Origin of the sequence: Sinisalibacter lacisalsi (assembly GCF_014640115.1) — a bacterium.
Classification (GTDB): domain Bacteria; phylum Pseudomonadota; class Alphaproteobacteria; order Rhodobacterales; family Rhodobacteraceae; genus Sinisalibacter; species Sinisalibacter lacisalsi.
Genome location: NZ_BMGI01000003.1, coordinates 116,263 through 137,549 on the forward strand (window position 1 = coordinate 116,263; position 21,287 = coordinate 137,549).

Annotated in this window: 3 protein-coding genes; all 3 read left to right on the top strand. The window is 68.8% G+C overall.

All coding sequences use genetic code 11. From position 1 onward, the window contains the following. The first annotated feature begins 33 nt into the window (after positions 1-33). From IEW01_RS10105 to IEW01_RS10115, 3 genes are read left to right on the top strand one after another with little or no spacing between them, the layout of a single operon-like run. The gene (locus IEW01_RS10105; RefSeq protein WP_188527511.1) at positions 34-612 is read left to right on the top strand and encodes an invasion associated locus B family protein; all 579 of its coding nucleotides are present in this window, start codon (positions 34-36) and stop codon (positions 610-612) included. Continuing rightward, positions 609-20,762 (top strand): leukotoxin LktA family filamentous adhesin, encoded by a 20,154-nt coding sequence (locus tag IEW01_RS10110; RefSeq protein WP_188527512.1) that lies wholly within the window; start codon positions 609-611, stop codon positions 20,760-20,762. The genes IEW01_RS10105 and IEW01_RS10110 overlap by 4 nt, the downstream gene beginning before the upstream one ends. Beyond that, positions 20,734-21,273, top strand: a complete 540-nt coding sequence (locus IEW01_RS10115) for an invasion associated locus B family protein (protein ID WP_188527513.1) — start codon at positions 20,734-20,736, stop codon at positions 21,271-21,273. The genes IEW01_RS10110 and IEW01_RS10115 overlap by 29 nt, the downstream gene beginning before the upstream one ends. Positions 21,274-21,287 lie beyond the last annotated feature (14 nt).

Sequence of the window (21,287 nt, forward strand, 5' to 3'; positions counted from 1 at the left end):
CTCTCGCAAGTTGTTTTTTGGGAGATTGATTTGATGACGAAGGTTTTTTGGGGGGGTCTTCCGGCCACGCTTGCGGCAATCGGCCTTTCCCTGCCGGCGCAGGCCGAGACGAAACGCATCGAGAACGGCGCGCAATTCGGCGGCTGGACGGTGTCTTGCGAAGCGATCGCCGTCAACGAAACGCTGTGTGTCTTGTCGCAACGCCTTTTACGATCCGACAGCAACGCGGTGCTGGCCGAGCTCGTGGCGTTCAACGATGCCGAGGAAGTCGGCGCCTGGCTCGTGGCGCGGGTTCCGAACGGGGTCTATTTCCCGTCGGGGTTTGTTCTCGGACTGGAGGACGAAGACGCCCGGATCGCGTTCGAGTGGCAGAACTGCACGGCCGAAAGCTGCGAGGCGCTGCTCGCGCTCGAACCCGGTCACCTCGACGCTTTCGAGGCGCAAGGCCCCTGGGTTGCGGGCTATCGCCCCGGTATCACCAGCGATGCGCTGGTGTTCCGGGTTTCACCGCAGGGGCTGAACGAGGGCCTCTTCGCCCTCGCCGAGGTGCTGGGGCAACCCGGGCCAAGGACCGTGGCGGGTTTTGAGCCGACCGGGGAGGAAGGCCAATGACGCGCCGGTCGCCTTCACGATCGTCGGCGCAGCGGCGTAGGACATACCGCAACTCCGTCGCGCTGCTGGCGCTTCTGGTCGGCGGCGCGGCGCAAGCGCAGATCGTGGCCGATGGCAAGACCGCGACGACGGTGTCGCAAGGCGCGGGCGCGATCACCGACATCCGCACCGGAACCATCGCCGCTGGCCACGGCGTCAACAGCTTTTCGAGCTTCTCGACCACGACCGGGTCGGTCACCAATATCCACGTGCCGAGCGGGGCGAAGGGGACGGTCAATATCGTCAACGGTCCGCGCAGCGTGATCAACGGCGCGGTCAATTCGGTGGCTGGCGGAACCATCGGCGGCGATCTGTATTTCGCCAACCCGGCCGGGGTTGTCGTTGGGCCAGACGGCGGGTTCCACGGCGGCAGCGTTTCGCTCTCGACGCCCTCGCAGGACTTCGTGAAAGACATGTTCGCGGCGTCCGGGCAGGTCGGTGGCGAACAGGTGAGCGCGCTGATAACCGGCAATGCGCCCACCGGGCAGGGCGATATCGTCATCCACGGCCAGGTGCGCGGCGAGCGGCGGGTGCGGATGCAGGCCGGCGGCGATGTGGTGATCGGCGGCGATGTGGCCGCCCTTGGCCCGGAAGGGTCGGTTGCCATCAGCGCCGGGCGCGATGTGCACCTTGCGCCGGGCGGCGCTGTCACCGCGCGCGACGGGGCCTCGGGTGGGCATGTCACCCTGCGGGCCGGGCGCGACGTGCGCGTGGCCACGGGCGCGGTGATCCTCGCCGAGGGGGAGGGCGCGGGCCACGGCGGCACGATCGACGTGTTTGCCAGCCATGCCGCGATTCTCGATCTGGGGGGGCGCGTTTCGGTCGCCGCGCATGGTGCGGGCGATGGCGGCTTCGTCGAGTTCTCGGCCGAGAAATCCGTCGAGGTGCACGGGCTGCTCCAGGCGTGGTCGGCTGAAGGTGCGGGCGGCACCGTCTACATCGACCCCGAAAATATCACCATCACCGGCGCAATCGAAAACGGTGCCGATTTCATAGCCGAGGCGACGGCGCGGATCATCGTGGCGTCGGGCGCTGTTATCTCCACGCGCAAGGTGGACGCTGAGCCGTCTGATCATGCGACGGCCAAGTCGCAGGGCGATTCCGGCGATATCGTGCTGACGGCCCCGAATATCGAGATCCGCGCCCAGGCGCAGCTTCTGGCCCATGCCGACGAAGGTTTCGAGTCGGGCGATATCGTTCTGCGCGCGGAAAGGATCGACGCCGAGGGCCACCTGACCGAGGCCCTTCCGGTTTCCTCGACATCGGTCGAGATCAACAATGCCTACCTGCATGCGCGCAATATCAAGATCAGCGCCGAGACGGTGAAGAACAACACCGTCGACGCCGAGGAAAACATCAACGCCTATCTCGGCGGGTTGATCCCGGACGGGCTGCCGGGAGACCTGACCTCGCAACTCGTCGCGTTGGGCGAGCAGGCGGCGAGCAAGAGCCAGGCGATTCTCGATGCGGCCAATTACGACAACTGGCCCTCCTACCTCGAAGCGCGCGCCACGATCGGGATTGATCGCTCGGTGCTGCGCGCGGAAGAGCAGATCCGCATCGCCAGCTTCGCCGGGACAAAAACCGAGATCACCCCCGAGACCGGCGGCATGGCGCTGGTGATCGCCGCGTCGAATACACGCGCGCGCACCATCGTGACGGATTCGCTGCTGATTGGCGGCGATGCGGTGTCGGTCGTCTCCGGCACCCGGGCGGATCAGGCATTGCGTGCCGAAGGTGTGCCCGGCGGAGGGCTATCGGGGCTCAACACCGCGTTGGTGGCCTCGGTGCGGATGGGTGGGGCGGAGACGGTCCTTTCCGGGACAAGCTGGAACGCCTTCACGCCCGCCGGGGTTGATCTGATCAAGAGCATGGTGGTCAAGGCCGGCGGGCCGGTCGTGATCGAGGCGACGAATCGGACCGAGCTTGATCTCATGGCCGATACCCGTCTGGGCGAAAACGGACGTGGTGCCTCGATTGTGCTCTCGCTCGATGACCGCGAGGCGGTGACGGCTGTAGGCGGGGCGATCTGGTCGAACACGCTCGACGTGGAGATCCTCGCGCGCAACATCTACGAGACGGTGAACATCCATGCCCGGGTGACCGGCGGTGCGCTCGAGGCGGAAGATGCGCCCGATAGCGCGCAGGACGGCCAGCCGGAGGCCACGCAAGACATCGGCGCGGGCGTTCTCGACAGCGTCGCGGCGGAGGCGCAGAAGGCTTCGGCGCTGGGCGATGGCGCGGGCATCACCGCTGCTACATCGGGTGGCGACCCGGCCGACCGCGCATATGCGGCGAGCTTCGCGCTTTCCAACCATGCCGCCCGCGCCGAGGTTCTGGCCGGCACCACGAACATCAGCGTCGTGAAGCCCGGTGGCGGCAGCCATACCATTGGCGACCTGGCGGTGCGCGAATTGCCGGAGGAGGTGTTCATGAGCCCGGGGGGCGATCGCCGCCCGTCCATCGAGGTAGACACCGCGCCGGCCGACGAGGGTGTGCGGCTGACGGCCGAGAACATTCTCGGCAACGTGCGCCAGAGCGCGATCACCGCCGCCGGCGAGGTGCCCGAGCCGGGCGAGGAGCCAGACGTGGCGGCAAAGAGCACCGCGCTCCTGTCGGTCAGCCTCGCCGATTGGGATCTCGATGCCACCGTCACGGTCGGCGATGCCGATTCCGGCTGGAGCGAGTTGACCTCTCCCGCCGGGATCACGATCACCGCCCGCAACGCCGCGCGGGACTTTGCCGGGCGCGAGGCGCTGGACGATGCCCACGAGCTCTATTCCGGCAAGCGGCAAGCCGAGGATCCATCTGACGATGAAGGCTCGGAAGCGGTGGCCGACCCGGAGGGTTTCAAGAGCGCGGGCGAGGCCGTGTTGGAGCCGGACGACGAAGGCAGCGACGAAGACGAGACTGGCGACGGGGACGGCGAAGGGGACGAGACCGGCGAGGGGGACGAAGACGAGCCGAATCCCGGTGGTCTGATCGGGGCGTGGTCCGACGGGGAAGGCGCGCTGTTCGCGCGTGACGACGGCAGCAACCAGGCGTTGTCAGTGGCCCAGACCTTTGCCGCCGGCGAAAAGCTCGGTGCCGGGCTGTCGTTGGCCCGGCTGACGGGCGATCAGCGCGCGCAGGTGGTGGTCACCGGCTCAACCGGTTTCGATACTTCGCCGATGGCGATCAACCTTCCGCCGGAGAGCGGCATTCCGCTCGGCGCGGTCACCGTGCAGGCCCTTCAGGCCGGGGTCTGGGGCGCCAGTTCCGGGGCCCCAGATACCGCCACCTCCGCCTCCGAGGGCGGCGCATACGGCGCGTCGATCTCGCTGGTGAACATCGAGGCGCTCACCTCGTCGGTCATCCAGAACGGCCCCTCCTTCTACGCCGAAGACAATGATGCCGGTGTGACCGTTCTGGCGCAGGACACACGCCTTGTTTCGGCCGATGCGCGCACGCATGGCACGGCGGGCAAAACCGCGTTTTCCGGCGCCTTCTCGATGGTGCAGCGCGATGACATGACCCAGGCTTTCGTCGCACCGCGCAATTACATCGAGATCGACGGCGCGCTGCGCGTGCGCGCGCTCAACTCGGGCGACACTGTCACGGTCGTTTCCGCCGGCGCGGTCGGGCAGCGTTCCATCGGTATCGGCATTGCGCTCACCTTCGCAGACCGCGAGACGCGCGCGGGGCTGGTGGGCGAGGATATCGTCGATCTTGGCGACAAATGGGCCGAGGGCATCGCGGTTCTCGGCGGGCTGGAGGTGACGGCCACGAACGACGGTAACGTCATCTCCGGTGGGCGGACGCGCGCCGGGGAGGCGTCCGACGCGATGGAGCCGCCCGAGGAGACCGACCCGGAAGAAACCGATCTTGATGCAGCCGAAGCCGACGACGAGGCCCCCGTCTCGCTCGATGCCGAGGCCATTGGCGCGGAGGATTCCGGCCGTATCGCCGAGGCGGTTGGCGGCGCGAACCCGCTTGAGGCGGGCGGCGGCGACGGCTCCGGTAACGAAGAGGAAGGCGGGCTCGCCTTCGCCGGTGATTTCGGCGGCTTGTTCGGCACTGTCACCACCGAGGCGCTTGTGGTCGGGCGAGACAGGGATCCCGACAACCAGACCGACGCGATCTACGTCGACGTGGAGGGAGCGGTCGACGTGTCGTCGGCGACGACGATCAACTATGGCCAGTCCAGCGCGGTAACCGCGGTGGCGACCGGCGGCGTGGGAATCTCCGGCAGTTTCGGCCTGACCTCGATCAACCACCAGACGGCGACCCGCCTTGTGGATAGCGAGATCCAGTTCGGCACGCATTACCACGGCGACGAGGTGGAGCTGAATCCGGTGCGGATCACCAGCACCGACGAAAGCCGCCTCGATTTTCTCGTCGATGGCCGCGCCGGCCGGCCCGATGGGGGCTGGGCCATGGCGATCGCGGCAAATTTCACCAAGGTGTCCAGCACTGTGCGCACCGAGTTGCAGCAAGGGTTCATCCGGCTGGGCGACGGAACCGGGCCCCATGATCTCGCGTCCGACGACCTTGGGGATTTCGACGAAGGCTTTGAAGGCGAGTTTGATGAAGGCTCCGAAGGGGACCTGATCGAAGGTCCGCCCTGCGACGGCCTCTTCTGCGGTCCGGTCGATGCCAGACCGCCGAGCGCGGATGGGCGCGAGATCATCGTCAGCGCCCTGTCGGACCCGACACTGACGATCCGCGCCACCTCCGAGCGCAGCGGGCCGGGGGACGAAACCCCGGTCGACCCCACGCCGACGGATGACCCAGACGTGCCCGAAGAACCGGCAACCGAGGCCGATACCGCCGATGCCACCCAGATGGACGCGGTGGGCGACCTGATCCGCGACAGCGGCGAAGCGGCGCAGAAGAAAGATGACGAGAAGGAAGACGAGGGCGCAGGCGGCGGTAACAACGAAGGTGAAGGCGGTCTTAAAGGGATCTCGATCACCGTCGCGCCGCTGCGGTTCATCTCCGACGCAAGCGTGGTGCTTGAAAACAGCCTGCTCGAAGCGCAACTGCTGCGCGAAAACCCCGATGCGACCGGCCCGGAAGATGCGTTCTTCGAGGGAAATCCCGGGCAGGTGACGGTGCGGTCGACCGCCCGCACCAGCCTCGATATCGACGCAAGCTCCGATGCCATCGCAGCCGCCATCGCGATCACCGATACCAAGAGCCGGGTGCGGGTCAGCCGGTCGGATATCGACGTGCGCGGCAACGGCACCCTCACGATGCTGTCGGAAGCCGACGAGCAGCACCGGATGCGCGCCACCGCCGGGGCGGCGCGGGCGATCAAGGCGGCCGGGATCCTGTCGCTGCGCAGCATGGAAAACCGCCTGCTGATCGACGCCGACGAAAGCCGCGTGCCAAGCTGGCGCGACAATGGCGAGACCATGCCGAACAGCCGCTTCATCATCGGGGCCGGAACCGAGATCGCGGGGCGGTCGACCCACGATCTCGATTTCGAGGTGATCGCGGGCGATGGTTCGACGGCGGCACTGGCGCTGGCGGGGATCATCTCGCTGGCCGATACGGTGACGGAACTCGGCGCCGGGGTGATCCTGCTCAACGATCAGGGGCTGGCGGTTCTGGAAGCCACGAATACCTACACCCGCTACTCGGCGCGCGCGATTGCCGCCGCCGGATCGCTCGTGCCCGGGGCGGAAGAACCGCAAGCGCCGGGCGAGGACGAGGACGCACCCGAGGCCGACGATGAGGCGACCGGCGACGGCTCGGGATCGGAAGATGGAGAAGGCGCGGAAGACGACAACCCGATGCGCCGCCCGCGCCGCGTCGGGAAGGCGGCAACAGCGCTGATGGACGTGGCCGACGACACCGAGGATGCGGTCAGCGACGATACCACGCCGCCCGAGGAAGATGGCGGCGAAGGTGACGAGACGCCCGCGCCGAAAAAGGAGAGCGCCAGCCGCAAGGCCTCGTTCGCGATCGCCTTCACGCTCGATCGCCACGACGACGTGACCACCGCACGCGGCGCGGCGCCGCGCCTGCTCCCCGACGACGCGGCGCTCATCATCGGCGGCTTCCGGGCCGACGGCTGGACCGGGGCTGAGGCCCCGAGCGTCAGCCTTCACGCGGGCACCCATATCGAGAGCTTCCTGAAAGAGGCGCGCGCCGGGATCGGCCTTGGCGAGGCCGCGCCGCAGCGCGGGGCGGTGGTGGCCGTCAACCTCGGCGACTGGCGGATCGCGACCGATGCCATGGTGGGAGCCCATGTGCTCAGCGTGGAGGCGGGCCAGTTCGAGGTCTCCGCCACGACGACGCTGCCCGATGTGGCCGTCGATTTCGACCGCGAGGCCTGGCTTGCCAACGAAGACAGCCTGTTCGAGCGCGGGGCCGGGGGTTATGCCGAAGGCGAAGACCTGCCCGGCTCGGCGGCGAGCCTCGTCGATGACGAAAGCTGGAACATAATCAGTTCGGCGCAAAGCGATTTCGGCAAGCTCGGCGTGGCGGTCGACGGTTCGATCACCCGGGTGCGCAGCAACACATCGGCGGCGATCGCCAGTGGCCGTTTGCCCATGGTATCCGGCAGCCTGAACGTGAGCGCCGAAACCAGCGGCGGGCTGGCCACGCGGCGCGATCCCGAGGGGCTGGTGCCGGTGGAATCCGGCGGCTTCGGGGCCGGTGGCAGCGGCCATATCCTGCTGCTCCGCCCCACCACCACGGCGCTGATCGACGCGACGCCGGCCAGCAGCTCGGACAAGAGCGAGCTCGGCGAAATCACGATCTCGGCCCGCAACGCGCTCGTCGGCGCAGCGGCGGCGGCCTCCTTCGGCAAGGCCGAAACCTTCGGGCTGAACATCGGTTTCGCGATGGTCGACTACGATGGCGCGGCGATCGCGCGGCTGGTCCGGCCCGAGCAGGTGCAGTCCGTCTCGGCCGCGGTGCTGTCGAGCGACGAGTCCGTCCTCTTGGCCGATGCGGGCTCGCAGACGGGCGGCAACATCGCGGTCGGCGTGTCGGTCGCGCTGATCTTCGGCGATCGCGCCGCGACGGCGGAGATTCTCGGCGGTCTGAACTCCGACGCGACACTCAACCTTGGCGGCGCGAAGGTTGAGGCCGTGATCGAAGGGGCCTCCATCGCCACGTCACAGGCCGGGGCGGGCAAGGACGACGCCGAGGACGCGGAGACCGAGGACGACACCACGCCGCCCGACGGAGATACCCCTGGCGACGGCGTGGCCAGCGAAAACGAACCCGAAACCCGCGAGCGCACCGAGGTGCCGACCAAGCTGCTTGGCATGCGCGCCGAGACCAATGCCGACGACCTGGCCGACAAGGAGGTCGACACCCAGGACGACAAGACCGAAGGGCAGGGTGGCAAGTCCGAGGCCGATGGCGCCAAGTTCGGCTTTGCCCTCGCGGGGGATTTCTCCGGCCTGTTCGGGCGCAGCGACGCGGTGGCGCGGATCGAGCACGCGGGCGGGATGAACATCGTGCAAGACGCCAACGGCCTGGTCCCGGTGCAGGTGACATCACGTAACGATCTCGCCCTGTTCGGCGGCGCCGGCGCCACGGTTTCGGGTGCCGGGAGCTTCGGGCTGGCGGCCTCGGTCGCGCTGAACGGCACCCGCCGCTCGACAACCTCCGAACTGACCCTGCGCGCGCTCGATATCGACGAGGGCATCGTGCTCGTGAATGCGCTCGACCGCAGTGAGGTGCGGCTTCTGGCGGCTGGCCGTGCGGGCGCGGGGGTGGATTTCTCGGTCGCGGGCAGCGCCGCGCTAGATTACGCGCGCACCGACGTTGCGGCGACCGTGGACGTGGGGGCGCTGACCTGGGACGACGAGGCCGAGCGTGGTCTGGAGGTTTTCGCGGGCAATCGTTCGACGTCGGTGACCCTGGCGGGCGCCGTGCGTCCCGCGTCGGAGACCGATGAAGACGAGGAAAGCGAAGACGAAAGCGGCGGCATTGGTATCGGCGTGGCCTTCGCCGGCCAGTTCGCACCGGAAACCGTCACCGCGACACTCTCGGGCAGCGTCTCCACCCCCGGCGCGGTGAGCGTGAGGGCGGAGAGAACGGGCCGGGTGGATGCGCTGGCCTCCTCCTCCGGCGTTGCCGGCTCGTTCTCGCTCGCGGCGGCCGCGGCGGTGGCCGCGGTCGATCGCGAGGTTTCCGCGCGGGTTGACAATGCGTCGGTGTTCGCGGGCGCGTCCGTCACCCTCGAAGCCATCGACGAAACCCCGACCCGCCTGCGCGTCGGCTCCGAGAGCGAGTCGGACGGGATCAGCGCGGGGGCCGCCGGGGTCATCGCCGTCGAGGATCGGCGCACCCGCGCGGTGATCGACGGCAGCAGCGTTTATGGCCACGGCGCGTCCGCGCCCGACGTAATCGTCAGGGCGCGTCAGGCGTCGGATGTCGATGCCGTGCAGACCGGCGCGGGCGAGAGCGAGGATGGGTTCTCGGCGACCATCGGACTTGGCGTGCTGTTCAGCGACCGCACCACCCGCGCGGAGATCATTGAGAGCCATGTCGCCGATGGCGATGTGAGCATCGAGGCGGCGCAGGCGGGCAATCTGCATAACCGCCAGGGCGTGGTCAACGCGCCGAATATCGGCGGTTCGCTGGGTGTGATCGTGACCCGGCTGACGTCGGATGTCGCGGCGCGGTCCGAAAACAGCGTTCTGGCGGCCAACGTTGGCGCGGTGTCTATCTCGGCGACCGAGCAGTCTTCGCTCCTGTCGCGCGCGGCCAAGACCGGGAAGGGCGGATCGTCGATTGACGTCATGGTGGCGACCGCCACCCTGCGCGGCACCCTTGCGGCCGAAGCGGTGGGCGGGACCATCGCGAGCGGGAACCTTGCCATCCGGGCCGAGGAAAACAGCCGCCTCGCCGCAGCCGCGATCGCCCGCGCCTCGACCGATGGCGTCGGTGGCACCGGCGGCGTGGGCTATGCGGCCAACCGGCTCGACGTGACCGCTCGCCTGGCAGCCGGCGCAGACGCGCTGGCGGGCGGCGCCACCGTGCAGGCGCTGGCGACCAGCGCGATGAGCGGCACGGTCGTGGGCGTCAACATGGGCGGCGGCACCTTCGCCGGCAGCATCCAGGTGGCATGGCTCACCGCCAACCGCTACGTGCGGGCGCTGGCCGAACTTGAGGATGTACAGCTTGTCGGTGATCTCACGGTCGAAGCCCGGCGCGAAGACAAGCAGGTCGGCATCGGGGCGACTGCGCAGGAAGCGGGGGCGTCGGTGGGGATCGCCGGGAACATCCTGCAGACCGGCGGGCGCACGCTTGCCGAGGCGCGGATTGCCGGTGACGTCGATATCGCCGGTGACCTCGAGGTTGCCGCGCATGACGCCTCGAAGGCGGTGAACGTCGCGGTCGGGACCGCCTCCGGGTCGGGCGGGTTCAGCGCCGTCGGGTCGCTGGCCTATGTGCAGATGGGCCGGTTGCCCGCCGGGGCGCAGCCCGCGGCCGTCAACGCGCGCAGCGCCGATCACGAGACGGCCATCGAGGGCGTGCGCGATGATCTCGGCGACGAGATGGCCGGGGTTGCCGGCCTGGAGGCCAGCGAATTGCGCCGCCGCTTCGATCTTGCCATCGAGGCGCGGGTCGCCATCGAGGATGCGAGCGCGCTCACGGTGGGTGGCGCAACCGGGATCCTTGCCACCGACGCGCGCCGCGTGGCGGCCATCGCCGGCCAGCTTCAGGTCAATTTCTCTACCGGTGGCGTTGTCGAGAAGGCACTCGACGTTGTGTCGATCGACGAAAACGGGGTTTCGGTCTCGATCAGGGATGTCGCCAGCGCGGCGATGACGGAACTGGTGTCGATCTATCTCGGCTCCGGCGGTGGCGGCGACGACGAAAACGATGCCGGCATTTCGGAAGCGGGCGCCGAGGCGGCTGCGCGCGAAGGGGAAGCGCCGGCGCCCGACGGTGGCCCGGATATTGGTGACGACAACGGCGGCGATGGCGATGGCGGCAGCGGCGGCGTCTCGGTCGGCGCCTCGATGGGCTGGGCCCGGCTTGGCGGCCTCGTCGCCGCCGATCTCGTGCTCGGCGCGGGTGCCGGGGCGGCACTGGGCGATCTGACCATCGACGCCTCCTCCGAGGCCCGCGCGGCGGGCGTCTCGGTCGGGGCGATGGCGGGCGGCACCAACCTTGGCGCCGGCGCCGGGATCAGCCGGCATGATCAGCTGGTGCGCGCCGGAATGACCGGCGTCGGTAACAGCATCGCCGCCGGCCGGGTTGCGATGGACGCGGCGAGCGATGGCCGCTCATGGGCGATCGCCGGGCAGCTTGCCGTTGGCGACAGCGGCGCGCAGGTGGGCGGAACGCTCGCCGTGTCTGACATTGACGCCCAGACCCTGACCCGGATCAGCGGCGTGACGCTCGACACCTCTGCCGCCGCCGCCAACCATATCGAGTTGCACAGTTCCGACACGTCCTCCTCGCTCGCGATGGCGCTGACGGGCGGTGTGTCGGCCGGCGGCAGCGCGGTGTCGCTCTCCGTCGGCGTCAATACCGCCAACAGCCTCACCCGGGCGATCGTGGAGAACGCGACGCTGCGCGCGGGCGGCAATGTCATCATCGCGGCAGACCGCGCGCAAAGCCTCAACAGCTTCGTTCTGCAGGTGGCGGTCGGCGGCAGCGGTGCGGGCGTGGGGGCCTCGCTATCCGTGGCCCAGCAGAAGGGCCGCAGCGATGCGCTGGTGCTCGACAGCGAGATCGAGACCGGGCGCAACCTCGTCGTCGCCGGCACTGGCGCGAGCAGCATGGGCTCGGCCGCCGTCGGCGTGGCCGCGGGCGGATCGGCGGGCGTGTCGGGCTCGGTGGCGATATCGCTCAAGGAAGACGCCGTGAATGCGCGGATCGAGGGCAGCGATGTTTCGGCCGGTGACACGGTGCTCGTGCGTGCGCTCAACGGCGGCGAGATGGGCAGCGCGGGTGGCGGCGACGACAGCGTTCTGGGCCAGCTCGGCGCGGGGAACTTCAATATCGCCGTTGGCGGTTCGGCGGGGATCGGCGTGTCGGTCGCCGTAGTCAAAAGTGCCGCGACGATCCGCTCGGAGATCGTCGGCAGCACGCTGCGTGCGCGGCTCTCGGCCCCCTCCGGGATCGGCGCCGGGGTCGACACGATCCGGCGATCGGCGTCGAGCGACGACTGGTTCACGCGCGGCAGCGCCAACCGGCAGGGCGTGATCGTCGAGGCCGACAACGAAACCCGCCTGCGCGCGGCGAATGTCACGCTTTCGGCGGCGGGCACGGTGGCGGTTTCCGCGCTCGTGCCGGTGATCCTGCAACGCGATGACGTTGCGGCCCGGATCGAGGATAGCAACGTCGAAGCCGGGGACGCGGATGCAACCGTTCAGGCGTTCAATGCCAGCGGTATCCGCACGGTCTCGGTCGTGGGGGCGTTCTCCGGCGGCGCGGGCGTTGGTGCGCTGGTCGAGGTTGCCTCGCTGAAGAAGAAGACCCGGGCCGAGATCGTCGACAGCGATGTGAAGGCCGGGGGCGATGTGGATGTCGTTGCCGCTTCCCCGGAACGGCTCAACAAGTATTCCCTCGCGGCGGGCGGCGGTGGGTTCGCCGGCGTTGCCGGCCTGGTGGAAACGCTCGTCACCGAGAACGAAACGCTCGCGCTGGTGGATCGCAGCCGGATCATCGCCGGGCGCGATATCGGCGTCGAAACTGCCGCGCCGCGCCAGATCAACCACACCGGGGCGACGGTGGCGGTGGGCGGCGTGGCCGGGATCGCGGGCACGGTGATGGTGATCAACGCGCGTGACACCGGGTTTGCCGGCACCACCGACGATTTCAGCGCCGGGGGGGCCAGCACGCTTCTGGCCGGGCGCGACCTGACGGTGCGCGCCTCGTCGACGCTGAGCGTGGGCACGACGCTTGCCAGCGGTTCCGGCGCCGGCGCGGTGGCGATCGGCGGGCAGGTGCTGGTCACCTCCTTCTCGCAAAGCGTGATCGCCCAGATCGGCGACGGCACGGTGCTTAACGAGGACGGCGCGGGCCTGCCGCGCGACGTGACGATCGAAGCCCTGCAGGCGTTCGATCAGACGATCACCCTCGGCAGCGTCGTGGCCGGTGGCGCGGCGGCGATCGGCGGCAGCGTCGGCGTGACCAACATGCGCAATACGGTCTCCGCGCGGCTGGGCCGTGGCATCGACCTTTCGCTGACGCGCGATTTCACCATCCTTGCGGAAGGGGTGCGCGATCTTGATGCGACAGCGGTTGCCGGCGCCGCAGCGGGCGCCTTCGCGATGCAGGGCTCTGTGCTGGTCGCCACCTTCGCCGGATCGACGGCGGACCCGGATTCCGACGGCTACATGGATCGCGTTGGCGATGATATGAGGGGCGATCCCTTCACCGCCCGGGTCGATGACGACACCGACTATGACGGCAGCGGGCGCATGGATCTTGGCGACAGCCAGCTTGGCGGGATCTTTGCCGAGGCGCGGGGCGATCGCCAGTCGGTCGATTTCGAGGCGCTGCGCCGGACCGCGCAGTCGGACGTGATCGAAACCCGTATTGGCGTCGGCACCCGGATCGCTGCCGGTGGTATGGTCGATATCGGCGCGCGGGAAGGCGGTGACGTGCGGATGCTCACCGGCGCGGTCGCGGTCGCGGCGGTGGGGGTTTCGGCCGGGGTCTCGGTGCTGCGGCGCTACTCGAACGTGCAGGTCAACATCGACGGCAACGTGGCGATCAATGGTCAGACGGTGTTCATCGGGGCCAGGGCCGAGACCGACGATGGCAACGTGAACGCCGTTGCCGGTGGCGCCGCCCTGCTCGGCTCCGGCAGTGCCGCCGTTGCCAGAACGCAGGTGGAGCGCCGGGTGCAGACGCGGCTGTTCGACGGTGTCGCGATCAGTTCCGGCCTCGGGCTGACGTCGATCACCGCCAGCGAGGTGGGGGCCTCGACCGCGCGGACGATCACGGCGAACGTGGGGGCGGTTGCGATCGGCCTGGCGACGGCCAACAGCAGCCGCAGTTCGACGGTGACGCTCGATCTCGGCAACGTCTCGGTCAGTGGTGGCAGCCTCAACCTCAGGGCGTTCCGGAGCGGCGACACCAGCACCAGCGCCATCGCCGCGAGCGGCGGCATCGCAAGCGGATCGGGCAGCCTGAGCCTTGCGCGGGATCTGTCGGAGGTCACCGTCACGATGGACGGGGCCGATCTGACCGGCCTCGACGAGATCAACATCGGGGCCATGAATACCGGCACGACCGAGGCCGGCGCCTTCGGGGTGAACGTCGGCGCGGCAACCGCCGGTTTGTCGAGCGCCACCGCCGAACGCGAGGCGGTGAGCCGGATCGCCGGGCGCGCCGAGCTGCGCGGCGGCTCTGCCAGCGTGATCAGTTCCGACGCGGGCGGGCTCATTCCCGGCAACGCCGCGCTGGTCAAGGCAACGGGCGAGGGGTCGAACGGCGGCGCTCTGTTCGGCGCGGGCGCCGTGTTCACCAAGGTGAAGAACACCGCCACCAGCGAGGTCGATCTGCGCCTTGGTGCGGTCAACCTCGATGGCGATCTTTTGGCGGACGCGCGCAGCAACACCCGGCTGGAGGCCTTCGGCAACGGCAACACCGCCTCGCTTGGCCTGGCGCTCGGCTACGTGAAAACGCAGGCCGACAACCGGTTGACCAATCACACCCACCTGCGCCTCGATACTGGCATGACGGTCGGCGGCCGGGCCGACATTCTCGCCACCAGCCGGGGCGACACGAAATCCGCCGCGATCTCGGGCATCGGCGGCGGCGTGACGGTTCAGGCCTCGGAATCGACCCTGCACCTGCGGCCCGACAGCGAGGTTTCGGTGCAAGGCGGGGCCATAAGCGCGCTCGGCGGCGTTCGGATCGCCACCGACCGCGCGCTTGGCTACCAGAACCTTGGCGATGCGCGTGCGGCCAGCCTCGCGAACTACTCCGGCGTGCGGCTCGACACCGAGATCGACGCCCGCCTCCATACCGCTCTGAATGCCGATATCACCGCGCCCTCCATCGAGGTGCTCGGCCTTCAGTCGATCGTGCCGGTGAGCGGCGATTTCAACGCGCGCGCGAAGGTCGGCAGCGTTGTGTCAGGCAGTTCCATCGAAACCGATTTTTTCATGCGGTTGGATGCAAGGGTGGAAGTGGCGCCGAACGTCGCATTGCGGCAACTGACCGGGCGCTACCTGGGCGGCTCCGGCGTGCGCGTCGGCCTGTTGCAGAACCTCGTCCTGCAGGATCGTGCCACGCAACTCAACCGGGGAGTCTACAACCGCCCGGGCGCCGATCTGGGTGGGACGCTGGAGCTTGCGCAATCGGCGGTGCGGCTCGATTCGGTGCTGGTCGAGGCCGAGGACGATATCGTCGTCTTCAACAGGGCCGACATGACGGCGACGACGGAAGCGGTGGTGTCGAACACCTCGACCGCGGGCAACGTCAACGCGCTGACCTATACCCGCCTGACCGGCGAACAGGCGACCTCGATCCTCGGCAATACCCGGCTGACCTCGACCCGAGGCAACGTGCGGCTCTGGACCGGGCGCGACGAGACGCGTCGGCAGATCGTGCAGCTCAACGCCGAATCGCGGTTGATCCGCAAGTCTGGCCTTGTCGCATTCCGGGACACGCAGGCGCTCGTGCGGTCCGAGTTTGATGCCTCCATGACCGTCGACAGTGGTGTGCGGGCGATCGCGGGGCGCGATGTGAGCCTCTCAGGCGACCGGGGATTGACCAATTTCAACGGGTTCTGGCAGCAGCTCAAGGCCAAGGGCTCCCCTGACGGCGATGCGCTGTTCGAGGATGTCACCATCGTTGAAAGCGGCGGCGGTGCGCTCGATTTAGGACGCGGGCGGATGCACATGGACGGGCGCGCGACGGCGGGGGCCTTCGGCAGCGTCGTGGTCACCGTGGCCGGCGATGGCAGCGTGCAGGCCGAGGGCGACGTGGAAGAGCCTTCGGTGCGGATCGTCGAGAACCAGCTTCGCAACGCCGCGCTGGTGAGTTTCATCGCGCAGCAGAAAGCGGCGCTGGCGCAGCTGAAGAAGTTCGGGGACTGGCAGGATCAGGCGCAGATCACGCGGCTGGAAGCCGAAGTGGCCAGCCTCGAGGCCCGGCTGGAGCGGCTCGGTGGCGCGGATGCGCGCGGCGACGTGGTCGTGGTCGACCCGCTGTTCGCGCAGGGTGGCAACATCGACATGCGCACCGACACGATCACCGGCAATGGCGTGATCCGCGCGAAGGGCGATGCCGAGATCCGGGTGACGAACGAAAGCGCGATGACGATGGAGGTGCGCGGGGGGCAGATCCCGTTCCGCGATGTCGGGCGCATTTCGATGAACGGGATTGACGTTGCCGATACGCAGGCCTTGCGCGCGGCGACGAAGGACTCGACCGCGACCATCCTGCTCGAAAGCACGCTGGCGGCAGGAACCGAGCCGATGATCCGCCTGCGCGGCACCCACGTGGCGCTCGACGGCCCGCCCGCCGACCTGGTGGTGTCGGGCGATATCGAGAACCTCGCGGGCACGATCGAGGTCACCAGCCTCGACGGCTCGGTGCTGGTGCTTGGGGCCGAGATCGCGGGCAAGTCTGTTCTTGTCAATTCGGGCGGCGATTTCTTCCTGTCCGGCGCCGCCGAGGTGACAAGCCCGGCGCGCAACCCCGAAGGCGTCTACCGCTCGTTCTTCGAGACCTACGAGAACATGGGGCCGATTCAATACCAGAACTACCGCGCCGGACTGCTGCCCGCAGGGCTGGAGCCGTTCTCGGTCGATCGCAGCGCGCAGGGCCGAATCCGGGCGCTGGGCGGGGTTCACATCTTCGCCGACGTGCTCAACATCGACGGCACGATCCAGTCGGGCGAAACCGACTGGCGGCTCGATGTCGCCGCCAGTTTCGCCGACCGGCTGCGGCTGCTGACCGAGGCCGAGATCGGCGGGCGTGACCGCATCCTCGTCTACGACGCCTTCAACACTGGCGACCAGCTGGGCAAGGAACTTTCGCCCGAGCTCGTGGTGCTGCCGGGGCTTGGCTCGGCCTACCGCCCCTACGTCACCGGCAACGCCTCGGTCTGGTTCAACGTCGAGGACGGCACGCTCGAAGTGGAGCCGATGCTGACCAAGGGCGGCTATATCGAACTGGTGGGCCGGATGGCGTCGACCGGAGGGCACGCCGGGCCGGAAGGCCGCGCGCAACTGATCGCCGCGAACGGCTATGGCCACATCACCGTCGACAATCACTCCGACATGCCGATCGTGTTCAACGGCCTGTCCACCAGCGCCGAGCCGATCACCGGCGAGATCCGCATCACCGATCTGAACGACGTGTCGCTCCAGACCGCGCTCGTCAACGGCTTCATCCTCGAAGCCCTGGGAGACCGCTACCCCACGACGGTTTACCGCAAGAGCGGCAATTTCGTCGAAGTCACCCGCGAGGTGCTGGATTACGAACTCAACCTCCAGCCTCAGGGCACGGTTGTTCCCAGCGCCAGTTTCTTCGTGGAAGAAGAGGTTTCGCTGGTCGCGCCCGATGCCGCCCGGTTCGACCCCGCCTCGCAGATGGCGTTCGAGATCCTGCGGGCGAAGATCGGCAGCAGCGATGAGGCGCAATTCGATCTCATCACGCCGCTCTCTTTCTCGCAGGCCGGGCTGGACGCCGATACGCCCTATCTCTACCGCCGCGAGTTCGTCACCGATGACGACACCGGCGTAACCTGGCGGGTGCATTCGCATCGCCTCGCCGCCAACCGGCCGATCGACATCCGCTTCGCCGGGCAGAACAACGGTGCGATCGAGATCACCTCGGTCGGCGATGTGCGCCTCGCGGCCGGTGTCTACAATCGCAGCGGCGCCACCTCGATCACCTCGCTTGGCGCTCTGGGCGGCGGCACCGCCGGCAACGCGCCGCTGGGCGGAAACCTCGTCACGCTGGGCGACGGCGTGCAGATCGTGGCCGCCGATCTCACCCTTCGGGCCGAGGCGGGCGATATTCTGGGAGCGAGCTACAACAGCTTCTCGCGCACCGTGGGGGCCACGAACTGGGGGCAGTTGATCCGGACCGGCGATACCACCCGCGAAACCACGGGCGTGGCGCTGATCGACCTTGCCGATGGTGCCATCCTCAGCGCCGAGGCGACGGGCGACATCTTCCTGCGCGAAGTGACGGGCGACATGGTTCTGGGCTCGGTTGCGGGCGCGCGGGTATCGCTCGAAGCGCCCGGCGCGATCCTGTCGGGCGGGGCCGGCGTCAACCTCGCCGGCGACCGGGTGGAACTGACGGCGCAGCACGGTGGCATCGGCACGTCGGTGCGCCCGCTGGCGGTGTCGAGCGCGTGGCTCGATGCCCGGGCCGGGCAGGATATTCACCTCACCGTCCCCACCGGCAACCTCGGGATCGGCCAGATCGCCGCGCCGGGGCGCGACGTTCACATCAGCGTGGCGCAGGGGTCGATCTTTGACGCGAACCCCGACGACGGGCTCGATCTGCGGGCCGAAGCGGGGCTGGTGGACGTGCTGTGGAACGAGCTTGGCCTGTTCGACAACGGCTCCGATGGAGCAGAGGCGCGGATCGCGGGCCTCGCGCAGAGCGAGGCGGCGGCAGACCGGACCGATTATTTCTTCTACTGGGGCCTTCGCGCCATCGACAAGGGCCGCGACGAGACCGGCGCATGGATCTATGACGACCTGGGATACGATCCCGGCTTCGCCTTCTCCTATCAGCCGGAATTGCGTGCGGCCCTGCTTGGCGAGGGTTTCAGCGAGGCCGAAATTGCCGACCGGGAAACCGAACGCACCGAGGCCTACCACCGGATCCACGCGCTCTACGGCGACGAGCCCTATGATCCCGACCGTGATTTGGCCCCCGAGGGCGATCGTTTGGCGGCGCTCACCGAGGATCTCTTCCTGCTGGAAACCCAGCTTCAAAGGCTGGTGCGGCGCAACCTTGTCGAGCCGCTGACGGATGGCGAGATCCGTCCGGAAGCCGCCAATATCGTCGCGCGCGACCTGTATCTGGACGCCGCCTTCGATATCGGGCGCGCGTTCGAACCGGTCAATCTCGCACCCGGCGACGAAACCCCCGATGGCGCGCTGGCCGCGCTTTGGCAGGCCGAACGCACCCACATCACCGAGGAGGCCGATGGCTCGATCACCCTGCGCGGGTTCGATGACCTCGATGTCGATCTGAGTGGCGATCTCGTCGCGGGGGCGGCGCAGCGGGTGATCGTCGGCACCGATGGCGATCTTCGGGTCGCCCTCGTCGAGGGCGGAGCCGAGGTCCGGCTCTCGGCCGGGGCCAGCATCATCGACGCCGCGCCGGGCCGCGAGATTGCAAGGATCAGCGGCAACGAGATCCTGCTCGAAGCGCGCGCCGGCGGTATCGGCGGGGCGTCGGCCCCGCTTTCCGTCGCCACGACGGGCGCGGGCGCGGCGCTTGGCGGGTCGGCGCCGGAGGGGATCTGGCTCACCGGACCGGGCGATCTCACTCTCGGCGCGTTGCAAACGCCGGGCCCGCTCTTGATCACCCTGCCGAAAGGGGCGCTGCGCGCGCGCGCCGGACTTGATCGGCCGCACCTCACCGGCGGCGAGGTGACGCTCTCCGCCCTGACCGGCATCGGACTTGGTGGCACCGGGCTTGTGGCCCCGATGATCGCGCCGGATAGCGGCGCCAACCTGACGGTGTCGCTCGATACCGAAGGGGATATCGCCTTCGACATCGCCGACGGGGCCAGCATCGTCGCAACCGGGCTGGCAGCGCCGATGGGCAATGTGACGGTTGGCGGACCGGGCACCTTCACCTTCATCGAAGACATGCTGGCGCGTGGAAATATCATCCTGCGCCCCGGCGCGCTCAACCTTGGCGAATACGTGCTGGAAACGGTCAGCGGCGAGCTCGAGCTGGATCTCCCCGGCGCGTTCGTCCTCGGTGAGAGGGCGCGACTCGCGACCAACGGCGGCGATCTGAGCCTTTCGCTTGGTGGTGATTTCACGCTGCTCGGCCAGATCGACGCGGGCACGGGCGTGATTGAATTCGAGATCGGCGGCGCGGTGACGGGCGCCGGTGTGTTGCCGCAGATCACGGCCGAAAAGCTTGTCCTGAACGCCGGTGGCGAGGTGTCTGGCAGCGTTGGGCGCGGCCTTCGCACGGCGGTTGGCTCGGTTGAGGCCCGTGTCGAGAGGGGCGCGTTCGCGCTGGTCAACGAAGGCGCCCTCAGCCTTGGGGCGCTGGTTCTGAACGAGGGCCGGAGCGCGCAGGTGATCAGCACCGGCGCCATGACGCTTGACGGGTCGGTCACCCTCGATCACCCGGAAACAACGCTGCTCGTGCTCGCGAGCGGTGGAACCATCGCCGGGCGGGCGTTGCTGCGCGCCGACCGGGCGGTGCTCTACGCCGAGGGCGCAATCGGGGCCGACGGCGCCCCGCTCGAGCTTGACCTTTCCGAGGTGCAGGCAATGGACATCGCGGCGCGCGATGGCGCCCTGGTGATCGACGTGCTGCGCGGCGAGCCGGCGTTTGGCCTTGTCACCGCCGCGGCGGGCTCGGTGGGCATGACCGCGCCCGGCGAGATCGTCATGGATACGGTCGGCAGCATCGAGGAGCCGCTTCTGGATGCGGTCGGCGGGGCGACCCTTGGCCAATGGGGCGATGAACCCGCCGATATCGCCGGGGTGATCGGCTTCGCCGGGCTGGTCGAGGCCGGGTTCTTCCAGGAAACCGATGTGCCCGGCCCATCCGACGACAAGGGTCCGGGCGACGGTGACACGGGAGATGACGGTGGTGATGCCGGCGGCGGCTCGGACGGCGGCGATGACGGCAGCGGCGGCGATGACGGTGGAACCGGCGGTGACGATGGCGGCGGCGGCAATACCGGTGATGGTGACGACGGCGGCTCGGATGATGCGGATGACGGTGAAACCGGTGACGGCGGCACGCGGCCCGACGAGTCCGGGCCGGGCAGGGGCGGGCCGGACAACGCGTGGAACTCGCGCGATCAGAAAGGGCCGCCGACCGACCTGCGCGGCAGTCTCGGCACCTTGTTTGACCGGATCTTCGGCGGCAGGTTCGACGAGTTCCGGCGCGGCATCGGCCTTGGATCGGGGCGCGACGGGGCGCGGGAGCGCGAAGATGAGCGTGAACGCCAAGAGCGGGGGTAATCGCGTGACACCCCGGCTCGCGTATGCCCTCGCCCTCACGGCTCTCCTGCCTTGGGCCGCACCTGCCTTGGCCACGCAAGACGTCCTGCGCCAGTTCCAGGATTGGAGCCTGCACGCCACCGGCGGCGGATGCCGGATGGTCTCGACGGTGGTCAGCCGCACCTCGGGGGCGGTCCTGCTGGAAGCGTCGTTCCAGCGGGATACGCCCGTCCGCGACGCTGGTGCGCTGCTGGTCGCACTTCAGGTGCCGCTCGGCGTGCACCTGCCCGCTGGTATCGCCTTGCGCCATCCCGACGATGGCAAGACCGCGATCGGGCTCGAATGGATCAGCTGTGGCGCGAAGATGTGCACCGCCGTCGGGCGGCTGAGCGGGGAAGCCGTGGCGCGGCTGCGCCGGGCGCGCTCGGTTTTCGTCGGATTCCAGCCGATGGCCGGCGCGCGCCCGGTGAATATCGAGCTTTCGTTGATGGGTTTCACCGCCGCGTCGCGGGCCATGGCCGATTGTTCCTGAGCGCCCGGCGCCGC